Here is a 16,444-nt window from a genome sequence, read left to right as displayed (position 1 = left end):
GCCGCGGCGCTCAGTACGTGTGGATCACTTCGCCGCAGCGCGTGCACTCGATCGTGTCCGCGCGGAACAGCCGCTCCTTCTTCTCTGTCGGCCCGTTACACTCGGGGCAGACGCCGAGGTTCCGGCCGTCAGCCACGCGCGCGGACAGGTCGAGGAACTGGTTCTGTAGCTTGTCGATCTGCTCCGACTGCTCCTCGACGACCGACCGGAGCTCCTCGATGGTCTCGTCGCGCTCCTCGACCGCGGTGGACAGCTCGTCGATGCGCTGTTCGTACTCGTCGATCGCCTCGACGTCGATGGTGACGTCGTCGATCGCCTCCGCCTCGCGCTCCGCGGTGGTTTCGGTGGTCGATTCCGCTTCCGCCTCGGTCTCTTCGTCTGCCATATGACACCAGTGGAGCCCCAGGGTCATTACTTTCGGGCCGACAACGTCTCCCCCCGGTCAGGGTTCGGCGACGACGACGGGGCCCGATCCACCCCCGCGACGCACCGCCCGCGGACCCCGATACCTAACTGGGTTGGCATCGGTCTCAATAGAGTATATACTGTATCAAGATGTGGGTATGGACCCGATAGCGCTACAGGCGGGATACGACCTGCTCGGGGACGGTCGCCCCGAGACGCTCTGGTTGGGTATAGGCACGCTACTGATGATCATCGGGACCTTCTACTTCATCGCCCGCGGTTGGGGCGTGACTGACAAGGAGGCCCGTGAGTACTACGCGATCACGATCCTCGTGCCGGGGATCGCATCGGCGGCATACCTGTCGATGTTCTTCGGCATCGGGCTGACGGAGGTCGAGCTCGTCGGCGGTGAAGTGCTCGACATCTACTACGCCCGGTACGCGGACTGGCTGTTCACGACGCCGCTGCTGCTGCTCGACCTCTGCCTGCTGGCGAAGGTCGATCGCGTGACCACCGGGACGCTCATCGGCGTCGACGCGCTGATGATCGTCACCGGCCTGATCGGCGCGCTCTCGCACACGCCGCTCGCCCGGTACACCTGGTGGCTGTTCAGCACGATCGCGTTCCTGTTCGTGCTGTACTACCTCCTCACCTCGCTCCGGAGCGCGGCTCGGGAGCGCTCCGAGGACGTCCAGAGCACCTTCAACACGCTGACGGCGCTCGTCGCCGTCCTCTGGACTGCGTACCCGATCCTGTGGATCATCGGCACTGAGGGCGCCGGCGTCGTGGGGCTCGGCGTCGAGACCCTCGCGTTCATGGTCCTCGACGTGACCGCGAAGGTCGGGTTCGGGTTCGTCCTGCTCCGCAGCCGCGCCATCCTCGGCGACACCGAGGCCCCGGAGCCCTCCGCGGGCGCTGAGGCCTCCGCCGCTGACTGATCGGAGCGGCCACCGGCCTCTCGGCGGGCGGACTCGACGCGACCGAACAGCACGGTTCAACCGTTTCCACCGTTCATTTTTCGACATGACTGACACTACCACCGAACAGCCGCCAGAGCTGCGTACGCGGTCCGTCGCCGGCATCGCCATCTGTATCACCGTCGCGCTCGTCGGGATCTTCCTGATTCCGACGCTGTCGGAGCCGGTCGACGGGATCAACGTCCGGTTCTGGACGATGGCGGCCCTGGAGCTGCTCGCCATGGCCGGCGTCGTCTACTTCGTCTTGAACCTCCACGAGGAGCCGGAGTAAGGCGAGGTTCGTCGGCCGGGGAGTCCGGCTTCTTGCCGGCCGCTCACTCCGCCGGCGAGTCGCGTCCCACTCGCTCGGCGTCCGCGCGCCCGTCGCTCGTCGACGGCGACGTCTCGCGGAGCGCGCGCTCGAAGTGGTCGCGCCCGACCGTCGGGTCGGCCGGCGGCCCGTCGTCGACGATGGCGTCCTCGATGGCGAGCAGCCCGGCCTCGCGGACCAGCGCCGCGAGGTCGCCGCCGCTGTACCCGGCCGTGCGGTCGGCGAGGGCGTCGAGGTCGACGCCCGACGCCACCGGCATCTCCCGCGCGTGGATCCGCAGGATCTCGCGGCGCGCCTCGCGGTCCGGGAGCGGCGTCTCGACCGCCTTCTCGATCCGCCCCGGCCGGAGCAGCGCCTCGTCGATGTTGTCCGGGCGGTTCGTCGCCGCGATCACCACCACGTCGGTGAGCGGCTCCAGCCCGTCGAGCTCGGTCAGCAGCTGGGAGACAACGCGCTCGCCGGCGCCGGTGTCGTCGCCGCGGCGCTTCGGCGAGATGGCGTCGACCTCGTCGAAGAAGATCACCGCCGGCGCGTTCTCGCGCGCCGTCGCGAACAGGTCGCGCACGGCCTGCTCGCTCGCGCCGACGTACTTGTCGAGCAGCTCGGGCCCGTTCACCGGGATGAAGTTCGCGTCGCTGAGGCTCGCCGCCGCGCGCGCGAGCAGCGTCTTCCCGGTGCCGGGCGGCCCGTACAGGAGCACGCCGGAGGGAGGGTCGATCCCCATCTCCGCGAAGCGGTCGGCGTACTCCAGGGGCCAGTACACCGCGCGCACCAGCTCGCGTTTGGCGTCGTCGAGGCCGCCGACCTCGTCCCAGCCGACCGCGGGGAACTCGACGGTGACCTCGCGCAGCCCGGTGGGCTCGACGTCGTCGAGCGCGGCCTCGAAGTCGGCCATCCGGATCGCGGTCCGGCCGTCGCGGCGGACCGCCCGCTCTAGGGCGGCGTCCACGAGGACGGCCAGGTCGGCGAACACGTAGCCGTTGAGCCGCGCGGCGACGCGCTCGAAGTCGACGTCCATCGCGAGGGGCGCGCCCTCGCAGAGCGCTTCGAGCGCGTCGCGCCGCTCGGCGGTCGTCAGGGGCTCGACCCCGATCTCGCGGTCGAACCGCCCGCCGCGGCGCAGCGCCGACGGCACGGCGCTCGGGTCCGTCGTCGCGCCGATCACGACCGTCCGGTCCCCGTCGCGGAGCTCGTCGACGGTCGACCGGAGGCGGTCGGCGAGCGCGGAGCCCCCGCCGTCGTCTGCCCCGAGCGCCTCCAGGTCGTCGAGGAGGACCACGGTCGGCTCCCCCGCGGAGACGGCGTCGACGACGCGGTCGAGCCCGTCCGACTGGTCGCTCGCGCGCTCGCCCCGGAGCCGGGCCGCGGAGGTGCGGACGAGCGACGCGTCGGTCGCGGCCGCGACGGCCTCGACGAGCGTCGTCTTCCCCGACCCGCGCGGTCCGTGGAGGAGCAGCCCGAGGGTCGGATGTCCGGCGGACGCGAACGCCTCGGCCGCGTCGAACCGGGTCGCGACGGCGTCGCGGAGGCGCTCGAACGTCGCCGTCGCGACGAACCCGTCGTCGGGGCCGGTGTCCCCGGGGCGCTCGGAGACGACGGCGGCGTCCGCCTCGTCGGACGTGACGGTTATCTCGGTCGTGTCGTCGACGACCGCCGGCGAGGCGGGGGCCACGTCCCGCACGTCGAACCGGAGGGTGAGGGCGCCGCCGAGGCGCGTGACCTCGACCTCGTCGCCGACGGCGACCACGCGCCGGGCGAGCCGCCGGCGGATGGCGTCCTCGCTCCGCTCCACGTCGACCGACTGGCGGAGCCGCAGCGTGACCGACGACGCGACCGGGAGGTCCGAGACCGCCACCGTCGCGGTGTCGCCCGGCTCGACCCCGGCCGTCCGGCGGAGCCGCTCGGGGAGGAACGCCGCCCGCGTCCCGTCGTCGACCGCGACGACCGGGGCGGCGACGCGGTGCGCGCCCGCGACGGTCACCGAGTCGCCGCGGCCGACCCCGAGGTCGTCGAGCACGGCCCGGGGGAGCCCGATCCGGTCTCCGGGGACCGACGTGGGCGGCTCTCTGACGGGGACGCGCACGCTCATGGTCCGCGGGGTCGTTCGCGGGGCTCGGCGGCGATGGTCGACACCATACGTCGATCTCACGCCCAGCGACCACAAAGTACCCACGGCCTAACTGGACAGTCGCGGACCGGCGGTGCTCGTCGGCCGACGAATCGAATGTGAGAATGATACGCACGAACGCGATCGAACGGTTGATCTATCGACACGATTCCGATCGCGTTTCGACCGTTTCGGGGCACCGACCGCGCGGCCGGGGGCGATTCAGGACCTCGGAAGACAGGTAAGCATTAACCCGTACGGGTGCGAACTGCTGCTCATGGCGAATGCTCGGGCGCTCCTCGTCCACCCGGAGGAGGGGAGCGATCGAATCGAGACTGCGCTCGGCGCCGCGGGGTTCGAGGTGACGCGCACGGACACCGCCGCGTCCGCGGTCGCGAAGGCGACGACCGGCGAGTACGACTGCGTCGTCAGCGAGTACGCGCTGGCCGGCGACGACGGCGTGGCCCTCGCGACCGCGATCGAGGAGTCCGACGCCGGCGTGCCCGTCGTGATGTTCACGGCGACCGACGAGGAGGGCGTGCCGGAGGCCGCCTTCGAGAACGGCGTCGACAGGTTCCTCCAGAAGAACGGGTCGGCGTCGATCGACCGGCTCGTCTCCGACGTGTCGACCGTCTGCTCCGGCGTCTCCGCCTCGGAGACCCGCCAGGACGTGTCGGACCACGAACCGACCGCCTCGGAGGTGACGCGGGCCGTCGAGGACGCGCCGATCGGGATCAGCATCAGCGACCCGGACCTCCCGGACTACCCGCTCGTGTACGTCAACGACGCCTGGGAGGAACACACCGGCTACCCGGTCGAGGAGGCGCTCGGTCGCAACCCGCGGTTCCTCCAGGGGCCGGGGACGGACCCGGAGACCGTCGACGAGATCGCGGAGGCGATCGGCAACGAGGAGGAGGTGACCGTCGAGATCCGGAACTACCGGCGCGACGGCACCCCGTTCTGGAACGAGCTGACCGTCGCGCCCGTCTACGACGAGGACGGCGACCTCGCCCACTACGTCGGCTTCCAGAACGACATCAGCGACCGGAAGGAGGCGGAGCGGCTCGCGGAGGAGCGCGCCGAGAAGCTGGCGACCGAGCGGCGCTCGCTCGACAGGGTCCTCGGCCGGGTGAACGGGCTCCTCAGCGACATCAGCCGCATCCTCGTCGAGAACCGCGACTCGGGGGTCATCTCCGAGCGCGTCTGCGAGGTCATCGCCGGCGAGCCGGGGTACGCCGGCGGCTGGATCGGCGAGGTCTCGTCGGCGACCGGTCGGCTCGAGATCCGCGCGGCGAGCGGCGTGTCGGTCGAGCCGGGCGCGTCGTACGACGTCGCCGAGACGCCGGCGGAGGTACAGGAGGCGATCGAGACCGAGGAGCTCCACAGCGGGTCGATAGAGCACGTCGCCGACGGGCCGCTCGAACCCAAGTCCGCGGGCGGCCGCCGGCTCCTCGTCGTGCCGCTCACGTACGGCGACCGGCAGTACGGCCTGCTGGGGATCTACGGCAACGGGGCGGACGTCTTAGCCCGCCGGGAGCGGCGGGTGTGCGAGTCGGTCGGGAAGATGATCGCGAACGGGCTCCACTCCATCGAGACGACGGAGATCCTCACCACCGACCGGGTTGTGGAGCTCGTGGTCGGGATCCGCGACGAGACCGCGGCGCTCGCCCGGATCGCGGACGCGGTCGGCGGGGAGGTGGTACACCTCGGGACGACGCGGCTCGAGGACGACGAGTGCGAGCTGTACTTCCGCGCCGACGGCGAGGACCCGGACCTCGACGAGCTCGCGTCGCTCCCGCTCGTCGAGTCGATGCGGACCGTCTCGGAGACGAACGACGGCGTCAGCTTCGCCGTTACCGTCACCGACTCGCCGCCGCTCACCCAGCTGGCGGCTCACGGCGGCGTCGTCACCGAGGCGACCGCCACGGCGGACGAGGCGACCCTCACGATCGAGGCGCCGCCCGAGCACGACGTGCGGTCGATCCTCGACGTGTTCCGCGACGAGTACGAGGGCGTCGAGCTCCGGTCGCGCGTCGAGCGCGAGAGCCGCGACCGCACCGTCGCCGAGTTCGCCGCCGCGGTCGACGAGCGCCTCACCGACCGGCAGCGCGCCGCGCTGAAGACGGCCGAGCTGAACGGCTACTTCGAGTGGCCGCGCCCGGTCGACGGCTCCGAGATCGCCGAGCGGATGGGGATCACCCGGCAGACGTTCCACCAGCACCTCCGCGCGGCCGAGCGGAAGCTGGTCGAGGCGTACGTCGACCCCCGGTCGGACGGATGACCCGAGCGTCGGCGGCCGATCGCGACGGCGCATGACGGACGGGGACGACGCGGCCGGCGGCCCGTCAGCGGCGGGCGACGACCCGTTCGCCGCGAGCGACGCGGTCACCGTCGCGGCCGACCCGGAGGCGGTGTTCGCGTTCCTCGACGACCCCGAGAACCACGCGGCGATCACGCCCGGGCTCACGGACGTGCGGGACGTCGAGCCGCTGGAGAACGGCGGGAAGCGGCTGGCGTACACCTATCGGATGGCGGGCGTCGGGATCGACGGCGAGATCGTCCAGACCGTCCACGACCCGCCCGAGCGCCACCGATTCGAGCTCCGCGGGCGCCTCACCGGCACCATCGACCTCCGGCTCGCCCCCGTCGAGGGCGGGACGGAGCTGACGTACGCCGCGACGTACGGCCTGCCGGAGAACGCGCTCACGAGGGTCGGCGCGCCCGTGATCCGCCGGTTCAACGAGCGACAGCTCCGCGCGGCCCTGCGGAACGTCGCCGCGGAGTTCGAGGCGGACGAGTGAGGGGATCGACGGGGACGCCGGGGGCGGACCGGGGGACGGCGTTGCGATCGGGGTGCCGGCGGGCGAACTATTAACCGTTCGATGGTCTAAACGGGGGTATGGATCCGATCACCCTCCAATCCGGACTCGGCCTCGGGCTCGTCGGCGTCGGGCTGCTGGCGCTGCTGCTCGTGGTCGTCACGCTCTGGCAGTCGTTCGAGATCGTCGACGCGTACGAGAAGAAGACGCTCACCGTCTTCGGCGAGTACCGCAAGCTGCTCGAACCCGGTATCAACCTCATCCCGCCGTTCGTCTCCCGGACGTACCCGTTCGACATGCGGACGCAGACGCTCGACGTGCCGCGGCAGGAGGCGATCACCCGCGACAACTCACCGGTGACCGCCGACGCGGTCGTCTACATCAAGGTGATGGACGCCAAGAAGGCGTTCCTCGAAGTGGACGACTACAAGAAGGCCGTCTCGAACCTCGCGCAGACCACGCTTCGGGCCGTCCTCGGCGACATGGAGCTCGACGACACGCTGAACAAGCGCCAGGAGATCAACGCGAAGATCCGCAAGGAGCTCGACGAGCCCACCGACGAGTGGGGGATCCGCGTCGAGAGCGTCGAGGTCCGCGAGGTCAACCCCTCGAAGGACGTCCAGCAGGCGATGGAGCAGCAGACCTCCGCCGAGCGCCGCCGCCGCGCGATGATCCTCGAAGCGCAGGGGGAACGCCGCTCCGCCGTCGAGCAGGCGGAAGGTGACAAGCAGTCCAACATCATCCGCGCGCAGGGCGAAAAGCAGTCCCAGATCCTCGAAGCGCAGGGGGACGCCATCTCGACCGTCCTCCGCGCCCGCTCGGCCGAGTCGATGGGCGAGCGCGCCATCATCGAGCGCGGCATGGAGACCCTCGAAGAGATCGGCAAGGGCGAGTCCACCACCTTCGTCCTTCCGCAGGAGCTGACGAGTCTGGTCGGCCGCTACGGGAAGGCCCTCTCCGGCTCCGACGTCCAGGAGATGGAGGGGCTCGACGGCAAGGAGTTCGACGCCGACACCCGGAAGATGCTCGGGCTCGACGACATCGACGAGATCCTCGGCCAGATCGAGGAGTCCGCGGAGATGAACGTCGAGGAGCTAGAGAAGGAGGCGGAGGCCGTGAAGGCGGGCGACGCCGGCGCGAACATCAGGTCCGCCGACGAGGTCATCCAGGAGATGGACGACGAGGAGGCGCCCGCCGAGGTCGAGAAAGAGGAGTAAATCGGCGCGAGACGCCGTCGAAGACCGCGTTTTCCGCCGCGGACCTGTCACGAGCGAAGTGCTTTTGTCGCGGCGTAGGCTACTGGAACTGTGACAGAGGGGTTCGACGGGCAGAAGCGAGAGACGCTCCGGCGGTTCGCCGCGGTCGGAGCGGCCGCGCCGTTCGTCGGGACCGCGAGCGCCGACGACGGCGGCGACGGGAACGAGACGCGGGAGGCGATCCGCGGCTACGTGCCGACGACCCCCGGCGCGCACTTCTCGAAGCTCCGCGACGACCTCAGACTCGGCACCGGCGAGGCGCAGTACCACCTCCGGAAGCTGGAGGAGGCGGGCGCGATAGAGTCGGTGAAAGACGACGACTACCGGCGGTTCTTCCCCGCGGACCGGTTCGACGAGACGGACAAGCGGGCGCTCGGCTACCTCCGCCGAGAGACGCCGCGGGGGATGATCCTCGCGCTGTTGCGCGACCCCGACGCGACGGGCGCCGACCTCGCGAGCGCCCTCGGCGTCTCGCGGCCGGCGATAAGCGCGGCGGCGGCCGACTTGGAGCGCGCCGGCCTCCTCGACCGGACCGACGGCTACGCGCTGACCGAGCCGGAGCGGCTGCTCACGCTCGTCGTCCGGTACGCCGACTCCTTCGACGCCGCCGCGGTCGCCGTCGCCGACGACGCGGCGTCGCTGGTCTCGTACGACCCCTAATCGTGCGGCCGGCGGTCAGGCCGTCACCATCCACGTCGTCCCCGACGAGTAGCCCCACTTCTCGACGTCGATGTCGGTGGCCGCGTCGGCGACGGCGCTCATGTTCGCGCCGACCTCCTTCGCGGAGAGGCCGAGGTCGTCGGCGATCAGCCGCGACTTGAAGTACGTCCGGTCGCCCGCGTTCTCGCGGAGGTATCGCAGTATCTGCGACTGTTTCGCGGAGAGGCCGCTCGATTCGGCTGCGACCGCGTCCAACTGGGCAGTACTCATACCCGATCCACGCCGCCATCCGACATAAGGCGGTTGGTAGACGGGGTTAACACGCCGCTGTCGTGCGGTTTCGTCCCGGAACGGGAGCGAAAGCGCCGCCCCGCGGCCGCGTTTGGGTACGGTGTTCGAACCGCGCCGACCGCCGGCGGCGGCGCCGCGGGTCGCTCAGTACAGGTCCGAGACGAACGGCCCGAGCGCGCCGCTCACGCCGGCGGCGAGCGCCTCGGCTCGGTCGACGCGGCCGGCGGTGAGCGCGCCCGCGGCGCCGCCCCGCTCCGCGACGCCCTCGGTGTCGAGGAGGTCGTCCATCACGGGGCCGAGCTCCGCCCCGTCGGCGAGGCGGGCGGCGACGCTCGCCGGGAGCGCGAGGCTCGGGCCGGCCCCGCGGCCGACGCGGTCGCCGTCGGTCACCGCTGCCCACATGATCAGGTAGCGGTCGTCGGTCCCGTCGAACCCCGCGACGCCGCCCTCGACGCCGACGCCGAGGTCGAACGCCGCGGCGTCGCCGCCGCTCGGCGCCGCGTCGAGTACGGCCGCGGCCCGGTTCTCGGCGCCGGCGATCGTCTCCGCGTGGCCCCGGGGCTGTTCGCTCACGCCGGAGTCGACGGGGACCGACTCGACGGCGACGCCCGTCGGGGCGCCGGGGAGGTCGGCGTCCGCCGCCGATCCGAGGGCCAGTTCGACCGCGCGCCGCTTCACCGGGTTACCGCTGCCGACGCCGACTCGCAGGGTCGTCATGGTCGGTCCTCGTCGCCCGGGGTCGAAAACGCGTCGGGATGGAGCAGCCGCGCTAGGCGCTCGACCCCGTCGACGAGGGCGGGGCTCGGCTGGTTGAGCAGGGAGTCGTCGACGACGTGGACGGGGGCGTCGATCCAGTCGCGCGCCGCGACGGCCGCGGGGTCGACGCGGTCGCCGCGCCCGCAGACGTGGACGACGACGTGGTCCGGGTCGGCGCGCGAGACGGCCGCGGGGTCGACCTCGCGGGAGCGCTCGCCGGGGTCGACGAACGGGTAGCGGCCGCCCGCGGCGCGGACGGCGTCGGGGACCCAGTTGCCGGCCGCCATCGGCGGGTCGGACCACTCCTCGCAGTACGCGGTCGGGCGGGGGCGGTCGGCGACGGCCTCGGCGATCCGGTCGAGGCGCTCGCGCGCGTCGGCGGCGAGCCGCTCGCCCGCCTCGGGGCGGCCGACGTCGCTCCCCCGGGCGGCGAACCCGTCGAGGGCGTCGTCGAGGGTCGCCGGCTCGCGGTGCGCGACGTCGAGGCCGCGCTCGCGGCAGTCGTCGGCGAGGTCGGCCTGGAGCCCGTCGCTCGTGAGGACGACGTCGGGGTCGAGGTCGGCGACGCGGTCGAGGTCGGGGTTCAGCCAGCCGCCGACGACCGTCGGGGCGTCGAGGCCGTGCGCGGACCCGGCGTTCGGGGCCTCGGAGATGTCGCAGTGGGCGGTGACGCCGACGAGGCGGTCGGCCGCGCCGAGCGCGGCGACCGTCGCGGTCGCGCTCGGCGCGAGCGAGACGACGCGGGGCGCGGACATGCCCGTCGATCCGTCCGCGACCGTGTCAACGGTTTCGGTCCCGACGGCCGCCGGAGGCGGGGTTCGAGGGAACGTGAGGGCGCGTCGCCGTCGATCCCGAGATCGGCGAAAACACGTGATAGATCGTGTCCTTTCGTCGGGATTCGAGCGACACGTTCCGGTCGTTTTAAGTTGTGCTCCGCCGACGGTAAACCAAGATCGCTCTCGGGCAGTTTCAGTTTCCGGGGGCAACCGAGCTATGAGTGAACGACTACACACACGGGGGAGTCGCTCCCGAACGGAGACGAACGAGGAGGAATCGGAGAGCACCGACGAGACGCTGAGCTGCCCGGAGTGCGGCGGCCACGTCATCAACGACGAGGAACACGGCGAGACGGTCTGTAGCGACTGCGGCCTCGTCGTCGAGGCGGACTCGGTCGACCGCGGCCCGGAGTGGCGCGCGTTCGACTCCCGCGAGAAGGACGAGAAGAGCCGCGTCGGCGCCCCGACCACGAACACGATGCACGACAAGGGGCTCTCGACGAACATCGACTGGCGCGACAAGGACGCGTACGGCCGCTCGCTCGGCGCGCGCCAGCGGCAGAAGATGCAGCGGCTCCGAAAGTGGAACGAGCGCTTCCGCACCCGCGACTCGAAAGAGCGCAACCTGAAGCAGGCGCTCGGCGAGATCGACCGCATGGCCTCGGCGCAGGGCCTCCCGGACAACGTCCGCGAGACCGCGTCGGTCATCTACCGCCGCGCGCTCGACGAGGACCTCCTCCCCGGCCGCTCCATCGAGGGCGTCTCCACCTCCTGCGTGTACGCCGCAGCCCGGATGGCCGGCGTCCCGCGCTCGCTCGACGAGATCGCCGACGTGTCGCGCGTCGAGAAGGCCGAGATCGCCCGGACGTACCGGTACGTCGTCCGCGAGCTCAAGCTCGAAGTGAAGCCGGCCGACCCCGAGCAGTACGTCCCCCGGTTCGCCTCCGACCTAGAGCTCTCCGAGGAGTCCGAGATGCGCGCGAAGAGCCTCCTGCGCAACGCCAAGGAGAAGGGCGTCCACTCGGGCAAGTCGCCGGTCGGCCTCGCCGCGGCCGCCGTCTACGCCGCCGCGCTGCTCACGAACGAGAAGACGACGCAGGCCGCGGTCTCGGAGGTCGCCGACATCTCCGAGGTCACCATCCGGAACCGCTACCACGAGCTGCTGGAGGCCGAGGACGGCCTCGTCGCGTAACTCGCGCGCTCTTCCTCGACTCCTCGACCCCACGGGGTCCCGCCAACCCGACCAGCTAAGTCCCCGCCCGCGGAACGCCCGCGTATGTTCGAGGAGTACGTTCTCGCCGCGAGCACGGCGGACCTCTCGGCGGAGCCGGCCGCCCGCGGGCACGCCGACGCCGTCGAGTTCCGGATGGACCTCGCGAGCGACCCGCTCGACCAGCTGGCGGACTACGACGGCGAGCTCCCGCTGCTCGTCACGAACCGGGCGTCGTGGGAGGGCGGGGAGGCGGAGGGGCTCGGCCGCTACGACGCGCTCTCGGACGCGATCGGTCGCGACGCCGTCGCCGCGGTCGACGTCGAGCTCGCCGCGCTGCGCGGGACGCACCCGGACCCGGCCGAGGCGTCGCACGCGACCGCGCTGCGCGAGGCGGCCCGCGAGGCCGGCGTCGCGGTCGTCGCGTCCGCCCACGACTTCGAGTCGACGCCCGAGCCCGCCGCGCTGGTGGACCTCCTCGCCGACGCCGCGAGCGAGGGCGACGTTGGGAAGCTGGCGACGACGGCGACGGCGCCGGGCGACGCGCTCGCGATGATCGAGGCGACCCACGAGGCGACCGCGGCGGGCCACCGCGTCGCGACGATGTGCATGGGCGAGCCGGGCCGGCACACCCGCGCGGTCACGCCGCTGTACGGGTCGAAGATCGGCTACGCGCCAGTCGACGCCGCGGACGCGACCGCGCCGGGACAGTACCCGCTCGCGACGCTCAGGGACCTCGTCGACGGGCTGCGAGCGGTCGAATCGGAGGCGTAAGGAATCGCTGAACGGTCGGACGGGACGAATATTTTTCACCGGCGCCGTCGAACGTGAGGGGTGAGATGGCCCTCCGCCGATCGAATCAGTCGTCGCTGGTCTCCGCGTTCGGCCTCCTGATCGCCCTCGTCGCGGTCGTCGGCACCCGCTTCCTCGGCTGGGAGTGGGGGTCCGGCCGGCTCGTTTCGACCCTCATCGGCGTCGCCGTCGCCGGGGTCGCGGTCGCGGTCGTCGCCGCGCGGCTACTGGACTGAGCGACGCGCCGCCGACCGGTTCGAGCCGCCCGCCAGCCGCCGGCTCGTCGCGCGGTCGGCCGTCCGTCGCGGTCGGGCGTCCGTCAGGGCCGGCGCGGAGCCAAACCGCTTTACGACCGCCCCCGTAAGTGCGGGCAATGGCGACGTGCGACGAGTGCGGGGAGTACGAGAACCTCCCGTACCAGTGTAAGCGGTGCGGGCAGACGTTCTGCGCCGAGCACCGGCTCCCGGAGAACCACGACTGCCCGGGCCTCGCCGAGTGGGACGACCCCGGCGGCGTCTTCGACAGCGGGTTCGACGAGAGCGTCGAGGGCGGGTCGGGGGGCGGCTCCCGCTCGGGCGGCGCGTCCGCGGGGGTCGTCGATCAGGTCAAACGGCGGATCGACCACGAGACCAGCACCGGCGGGCTGATCAGCTACTTCCGCAACAACGCGACGTACGCCCTCCTGCTGGCGATGTGGGTGACGTTCCTCCTCCAGTGGGCGGTGACGCTGACGCTGGGGGAGGCGGCGCACAGTCAGATATTCGTGCTGCGCTCGGAGGCGGTGGGCAACGTCTGGACGTGGGTCACCTCTGTGCTGTCGCACTCGCGGGTCGGCCTGTTCCACATCATCGGCAACAGCGTCGTGATCCTGTTCTTCGGCCCGCTGGTCGAGCGCGCGGTGGGCTCGAAGAAGTTCGTCGCGTTCTTCTTCCTGTCGGGGATGCTCGCGGGCCTCGGCCACGTCCTCTTCGCGATCGCGACGAACGCCCCGCCGACGGGCGTGCTGGGCGCCAGCGGCGCCGGCTTCGCGATCCTCGGCGTTCTCACGGTCTGGCGGCCGAACATGCAGGTGCTGCTGTTCTTCGTGGTCCCGATGAAGATCAAGTACCTGACGTGGGGGATCGCGATCGTCTCCGCGGCGCTCGTGGTCCAGACCGGGACCGGCGGCGTCGGCGGGATCGCCCACCTCGCGCACCTGATCGGCTTCGCCATCGGCCTCGCGTTCGGCAAGCGCAACGAGGGGCTCGCGCGCTCCGCGGGCGGCATGGGCGGCGTCTCGATGGGCGGCGCCCGCGGCCCGCGCGGTCCCGGCGGTCCGGGCGGCCCCGGCGGGCGGTTCTGATGGACCTCGCGCGGCCCGACCTCCGCCCGGACCCGTCGCTGTCGCGCGCGGAGATGGAGGCCCTCCAGCGCGACATCGCGGCCGCCGCGGTCTTCGCGGACGACGGCGCGCCCGAGCCGGCCGCCGTCGCGGTCGACGAGGGCGCCTCGCTCGCGGACGGACTTCCCCCGGCGCACGACGGCGCACAGGAGCGGTTGGGGACCGGCGCGGGGCCGGCGGACGCCGAACCCCAGGGAGGCGGCGAGGACGCCCCCACCGTCGTCGGCGTCGACCAGGCGTTCCTCACGGACCGGGCGGACGGTCGCCCGGACGCCGCCGTCTCCGCCGCGGTCGCGCTCCGGGGCGGGACGGTGGTCGAGTACGCGAGCGCGACGACGCCGCTGTCGATCCCGTACGTCCCCGGGCTGCTCGCGTTCCGGGAGGGAGAGCCGATACTGGCCGCGCTCGACGCGCTCGACGCCGACCCCGACCTGCTGGTCTGTGACGGCTCGGGCCGGATCCACTACCGGGAGGCGGGGCTCGCGACGCACGTCGGCGTCCTCCGCGACGTGCCCAGCGTCGGCGTCGCCAAGAGCCTCCTCTGTGGCGAGCCCGACGAGGCGACCGACGAGCGGCCCGAGGGCTGGCGCACGCCGATCCGGGCGGACGAGGCGGTGACGACGGCTGAGCCGGGCACCGTCATCGGCCACGCGCTCCAGTCGCGCCAGTACCCGAACAGCAGGCGCGTGAACCCGCTGTACGTGAGCCCGGGGCACCGCGTCTCGGCGGAGACCGCGGTCGCCCTCGTCGCGGCCCTGTGCGCGGGGTACAAGCTCCCGGAGCCGACGCGGCTCGCGGACGCCCACGCGGAGCGGGCGAAGCGGGACGCGGAGTGAGCGCCGGACCGCCTCCCGCGCCGAGCGGCATGTCAGCAGTTGCCACGGTAGGCGGTTTTTAGGCGGTCGGCCGCGAACGCGGAGACATGACAGACGACGACGGGAAGAGTCCGATGTCCGCGGAGGAGTTCCGGTCGCTGACCGACGGGTTGGTGCGACAGAGTTCGGGCGGCGGAACGACCGTCTACAAGAACGCGGCGGGGGTCGGCTGTCCGAACCCCGACTGCGACCGCGGCGTCTTCCAGACGCTGTTCGTCAGCGACCACGGCTGGCAGCAGATCGGCGCGACCCGGGACGGCATCGACCTCTGTCTAGTCAACACGGAGTCGAAGCGGCTCGTCTTCATCCACGACGAGTGAGCGCCGAACCGCGGTGAGAGGGAGGTCTCAGTCGTCGTCCGCGGCGGAACCGGCGTCCGGCTCGGCCGCGCAGCGGTTCGGGCCGAGTTCGAGTTCGATCGCCGCGGTCTCGTCCGGCGGCGACTCGACGCCGCGGTTGGCCGCGATCACCGACTCGTAGTTCGGCGGCTTCTCCGGGAGCGTCCGGGTGATCCGGTCGACGAACGCCGCCCGGTCGAGGTCGAGGACTTCGATCCCGCGGCGCGCGTCCCCGACCGTCGTGAACACGGGCTCGCCGGGCTCGGCGCCGCCGGTCGTCCCATCGTTCGCGACGGCGAAGTGACCGGGGCAGACGACGACGCCGTCCGGCTGCGCGAGCAGCGTCCCGTGAAGCGAGTCGTACAGCCGACGAGCCGCGCCCGCGGCGCCCTCGTCGCCGTCTCCGGCGGCGGCCGACTCGTCGCCCCCGCCCGCCGAGAACTGGAGCTCCGTGCGGCCGACGCCCTCGGTGAACAGCGTGTCGCCCGTGAGGACCGCGGCGCCGCCGATCAGGTAGCTCGCGCCGTCGTCGGTGTGGCCGGGCGTCGCGAGCGCCTTCAGGTCGACGCCGCCGACGTCGAGGGTCTCGTTGCGCCCGATCGGTTCGAAGGCGTGCGCCACGTCGCGCTCGGCGGCCGCGGCCGGGAGGTAGTACGGGACGCCGAGGTCGTCGGCGAGCGCGCGGCCGCCGGAGAGGTGGTCGGCGTGGACGTGCGTGTCGAGGACGGCCGCTATCGACGCGTCGCGCTCCGCGGCCGCCGCGACCCACTCGTCGCCGTGTCTGGAGACATCGATAGCGACGGCGACGCGGTCGGAGCCGTCGGAATCAGCGACGGCGACGCGGTCGGAGCCGTCGGAATCAGCGACGGCGACGCGGTCGGCGCCGTCGGAATCAGCGACGGCGACGCGGTCGGCGCCGTCCGCGTCGTCTGCGGGTGCGCCCGCCGGGACGTGGTCGGCCTCGCCCGGCTCGCGTCCGCCGACGGCGAGGTAGCCCAGACACCCCTTCGCGCGGCGCTGGACCTGGACGAGGTCGAGCGGCGGGGCGTCGTCGGGCCCGTCGGGGAGCGGGACCTCGGTCCGGTCGTACACCGCGGACCACCCGCGCATCCCGTCGGCGACGACGGTCACGTCCTCGTACCCCGCCGCGGCGAGTTCGGCGGCGAAGTCGTCCGAGGCCTTCCCCTTCGCGCAGAGCGTGACGACGCTGTCGCCGGGCGAGAGGCCGGTCTCGCGCTCGAAGTCGGCGAGGTCGAACTCGTGGAACGGCTTGTAGAAGTAGTGGACGGCGTCCGCCACGCGCCACCCCTCGAAGCTCTCCTCGGGTCGCGTGTCGACCACGGTGAACGACCGGTCGCCGCGCCGGCGCGCGTCGATCCTGTCGCGGAACTCGTCGGCGGAGATGGTCTCGACCATACCGGGGTGGCGTGCCGAGCGAGCAAAAGCGCTCGGTGGACGGGAGGCGGAGACGGCCGTCGACGGACGGACTGC

18 protein-coding genes are annotated in these 16,444 nt (G+C 72.2%); 12 read left to right on the top strand and 6 right to left on the bottom strand.

Annotated elements, in window-relative coordinates; translation table 11 throughout:
• Positions 1–10 precede the first annotated feature (10 nt).
• On the bottom strand, positions 11–385 hold the full coding sequence (locus DVK05_RS02130) for a SlyX family protein (protein WP_121561786.1): 375 nt from the start codon (positions 383–385) through the stop codon (positions 11–13).
• A gap of 178 nt (positions 386–563) precedes the next feature.
• Here DVK05_RS02130 and DVK05_RS02125 point away from each other — a divergent pair, with 178 nt between their 5' ends.
• Positions 564–1,343: a bacteriorhodopsin gene (locus DVK05_RS02125; RefSeq protein ID WP_121561785.1), complete on the top strand. Its 780-nt coding sequence runs from the start codon at positions 564–566 to the stop codon at positions 1,341–1,343.
• Between the two features lie 85 nt (positions 1,344–1,428).
• A complete protein-coding gene (locus DVK05_RS02120) occupies positions 1,429–1,653 on the top strand; it encodes a hypothetical protein (RefSeq protein WP_121561784.1) in 225 nt (74 codons plus the stop codon).
• A gap of 43 nt (positions 1,654–1,696) precedes the next feature.
• On the opposite strand, the gene DVK05_RS02115 is transcribed toward DVK05_RS02120, so the two are convergent.
• Positions 1,697–3,781 carry an AAA family ATPase gene (locus DVK05_RS02115; protein ID WP_121561783.1) on the bottom strand — a complete coding sequence of 695 codons (2,085 nt, stop codon included), beginning with the start codon at positions 3,779–3,781 and terminating at the stop codon, positions 1,697–1,699.
• A 295-nt stretch (positions 3,782–4,076) separates the two neighbouring features.
• Between DVK05_RS02115 and DVK05_RS02110 the strand changes: the two genes are divergently transcribed.
• From DVK05_RS02110 to DVK05_RS02095, 4 genes are all read left to right on the top strand, one after another.
• The gene (locus DVK05_RS02110) at positions 4,077–6,080 is read left to right on the top strand and encodes a bacterio-opsin activator domain-containing protein (protein ID WP_121561782.1); all 2,004 of its coding nucleotides are present in this window, start codon (positions 4,077–4,079) and stop codon (positions 6,078–6,080) included.
• A gap of 31 nt (positions 6,081–6,111) precedes the next feature.
• Positions 6,112–6,600 (top strand): SRPBCC family protein, encoded by a 489-nt coding sequence (locus tag DVK05_RS02105; protein WP_121561781.1) that lies wholly within the window; start codon positions 6,112–6,114, stop codon positions 6,598–6,600.
• Between the two features lie 98 nt (positions 6,601–6,698).
• A complete protein-coding gene (locus DVK05_RS02100; protein WP_121561780.1) occupies positions 6,699–7,835 on the top strand; it encodes an SPFH domain-containing protein in 1,137 nt (378 codons plus the stop codon).
• A gap of 90 nt (positions 7,836–7,925) precedes the next feature.
• Entirely contained in the window at positions 7,926–8,534 is a 609-nt protein-coding gene (locus DVK05_RS02095; protein ID WP_121561779.1) for a MarR family transcriptional regulator, read from the top strand.
• 15 nt (positions 8,535–8,549) lie between these two features.
• Here DVK05_RS02095 and DVK05_RS02090 read toward each other — a convergent pair whose 3' ends face one another.
• The 3 genes from DVK05_RS02090 to DVK05_RS02080 form a co-directional block, all read right to left on the bottom strand.
• Complete coding sequence (locus tag DVK05_RS02090) at positions 8,550–8,804, bottom strand: hypothetical protein (RefSeq protein WP_121561778.1); 255 nt, start codon at positions 8,802–8,804, stop codon at positions 8,550–8,552.
• Between the two features lie 165 nt (positions 8,805–8,969).
• Complete coding sequence (locus DVK05_RS02085) at positions 8,970–9,542, bottom strand: DUF84 family protein (RefSeq protein WP_121561777.1); 573 nt, start codon at positions 9,540–9,542, stop codon at positions 8,970–8,972.
• Entirely contained in the window at positions 9,539–10,336 is a 798-nt protein-coding gene (locus DVK05_RS02080) for a cobalamin-binding protein (RefSeq protein ID WP_121561776.1), read from the bottom strand. The genes DVK05_RS02085 and DVK05_RS02080 overlap by 4 nt, the downstream gene beginning before the upstream one ends.
• 238 nt (positions 10,337–10,574) lie before the next feature.
• Here DVK05_RS02080 and DVK05_RS02075 point away from each other — a divergent pair, with 238 nt between their 5' ends.
• From DVK05_RS02075 to DVK05_RS02050, 6 genes are all read left to right on the top strand, one after another.
• Complete coding sequence (locus tag DVK05_RS02075) at positions 10,575–11,549, top strand: transcription initiation factor IIB family protein (protein ID WP_004596489.1); 975 nt, start codon at positions 10,575–10,577, stop codon at positions 11,547–11,549.
• Between the two features lie 84 nt (positions 11,550–11,633).
• Positions 11,634–12,341, top strand: a complete 708-nt coding sequence (locus DVK05_RS02070; protein ID WP_121561775.1) for a type I 3-dehydroquinate dehydratase — start codon at positions 11,634–11,636, stop codon at positions 12,339–12,341.
• 65 nt (positions 12,342–12,406) lie between these two features.
• Positions 12,407–12,595, top strand: a complete 189-nt coding sequence (locus DVK05_RS02065) for a multidrug transporter (RefSeq protein ID WP_121561774.1) — start codon at positions 12,407–12,409, stop codon at positions 12,593–12,595.
• 137 nt (positions 12,596–12,732) lie between these two features.
• On the top strand, positions 12,733–13,701 hold the full coding sequence (locus DVK05_RS02060; RefSeq protein ID WP_121561773.1) for a rhomboid family intramembrane serine protease: 969 nt from the start codon (positions 12,733–12,735) through the stop codon (positions 13,699–13,701).
• Positions 13,701–14,576, top strand: a complete 876-nt coding sequence (locus tag DVK05_RS02055) for an endonuclease V (protein WP_121561772.1) — start codon at positions 13,701–13,703, stop codon at positions 14,574–14,576. The genes DVK05_RS02060 and DVK05_RS02055 overlap by 1 nt, the downstream gene beginning before the upstream one ends.
• Positions 14,577–14,662: 86 nt before the next feature.
• On the top strand, positions 14,663–14,935 hold the full coding sequence (locus tag DVK05_RS02050; RefSeq protein WP_121561771.1) for a hypothetical protein: 273 nt from the start codon (positions 14,663–14,665) through the stop codon (positions 14,933–14,935).
• 27 nt (positions 14,936–14,962) lie between these two features.
• On the opposite strand, the gene DVK05_RS02045 is transcribed toward DVK05_RS02050, so the two are convergent.
• Positions 14,963–16,369 (bottom strand): rhodanese-like domain-containing protein, encoded by a 1,407-nt coding sequence (locus DVK05_RS02045; protein WP_121561770.1) that lies wholly within the window; start codon positions 16,367–16,369, stop codon positions 14,963–14,965.
• Positions 16,370–16,444 lie beyond the last annotated feature (75 nt).

Origin of the sequence: Halorubrum sp. Atlit-8R (assembly GCF_003666025.1) — an archaeon.
Lineage (GTDB): Archaea > Halobacteriota > Halobacteria > Halobacteriales > Haloferacaceae > Halorubrum > Halorubrum salinarum.
This window is presented reverse-complemented; position numbering and strand designations above follow the sequence as displayed.

Excerpts from the sequence above, each read along its gene's own strand:
- DVK05_RS02045 (WP_121561770.1), bottom strand. The coding sequence starts at position 16,369 with ATGGTCGAGACCATCTCCGCCGACGAGTTCCGCGACAGGATCGACGCG.
- DVK05_RS02080 (WP_121561776.1), bottom strand. The coding sequence starts at position 10,336 with ATGTCCGCGCCCCGCGTCGTCTCGCTCGCGCCGAGCGCGACCGCGACG.
- DVK05_RS02125 (WP_121561785.1), top strand. The coding sequence starts at position 564 with ATGGACCCGATAGCGCTACAGGCGGGATACGACCTGCTCGGGGACGGT.
- DVK05_RS02065 (WP_121561774.1), top strand. The coding sequence starts at position 12,407 with ATGGCCCTCCGCCGATCGAATCAGTCGTCGCTGGTCTCCGCGTTCGGC.
- DVK05_RS02100 (WP_121561780.1), top strand. The coding sequence starts at position 6,699 with ATGGATCCGATCACCCTCCAATCCGGACTCGGCCTCGGGCTCGTCGGC.
- DVK05_RS02075 (WP_004596489.1), top strand. The coding sequence starts at position 10,575 with ATGAGTGAACGACTACACACACGGGGGAGTCGCTCCCGAACGGAGACG.
- DVK05_RS02120 (WP_121561784.1), top strand. The coding sequence starts at position 1,429 with ATGACTGACACTACCACCGAACAGCCGCCAGAGCTGCGTACGCGGTCC.
- DVK05_RS02090 (WP_121561778.1), bottom strand. The coding sequence starts at position 8,804 with ATGAGTACTGCCCAGTTGGACGCGGTCGCAGCCGAATCGAGCGGCCTC.
- DVK05_RS02115 (WP_121561783.1), bottom strand. The coding sequence starts at position 3,781 with ATGAGCGTGCGCGTCCCCGTCAGAGAGCCGCCCACGTCGGTCCCCGGA.
- DVK05_RS02060 (WP_121561773.1), top strand. The coding sequence starts at position 12,733 with ATGGCGACGTGCGACGAGTGCGGGGAGTACGAGAACCTCCCGTACCAG.
- DVK05_RS02105 (WP_121561781.1), top strand. The coding sequence starts at position 6,112 with ATGACGGACGGGGACGACGCGGCCGGCGGCCCGTCAGCGGCGGGCGAC.
- DVK05_RS02130 (WP_121561786.1), bottom strand. The coding sequence starts at position 385 with ATGGCAGACGAAGAGACCGAGGCGGAAGCGGAATCGACCACCGAAACC.
- DVK05_RS02055 (WP_121561772.1), top strand. The coding sequence starts at position 13,701 with ATGGACCTCGCGCGGCCCGACCTCCGCCCGGACCCGTCGCTGTCGCGC.
- DVK05_RS02085 (WP_121561777.1), bottom strand. The coding sequence starts at position 9,542 with ATGACGACCCTGCGAGTCGGCGTCGGCAGCGGTAACCCGGTGAAGCGG.
- DVK05_RS02070 (WP_121561775.1), top strand. The coding sequence starts at position 11,634 with ATGTTCGAGGAGTACGTTCTCGCCGCGAGCACGGCGGACCTCTCGGCG.
- DVK05_RS02110 (WP_121561782.1), top strand. The coding sequence starts at position 4,077 with ATGGCGAATGCTCGGGCGCTCCTCGTCCACCCGGAGGAGGGGAGCGAT.
- DVK05_RS02050 (WP_121561771.1), top strand. The coding sequence starts at position 14,663 with ATGACAGACGACGACGGGAAGAGTCCGATGTCCGCGGAGGAGTTCCGG.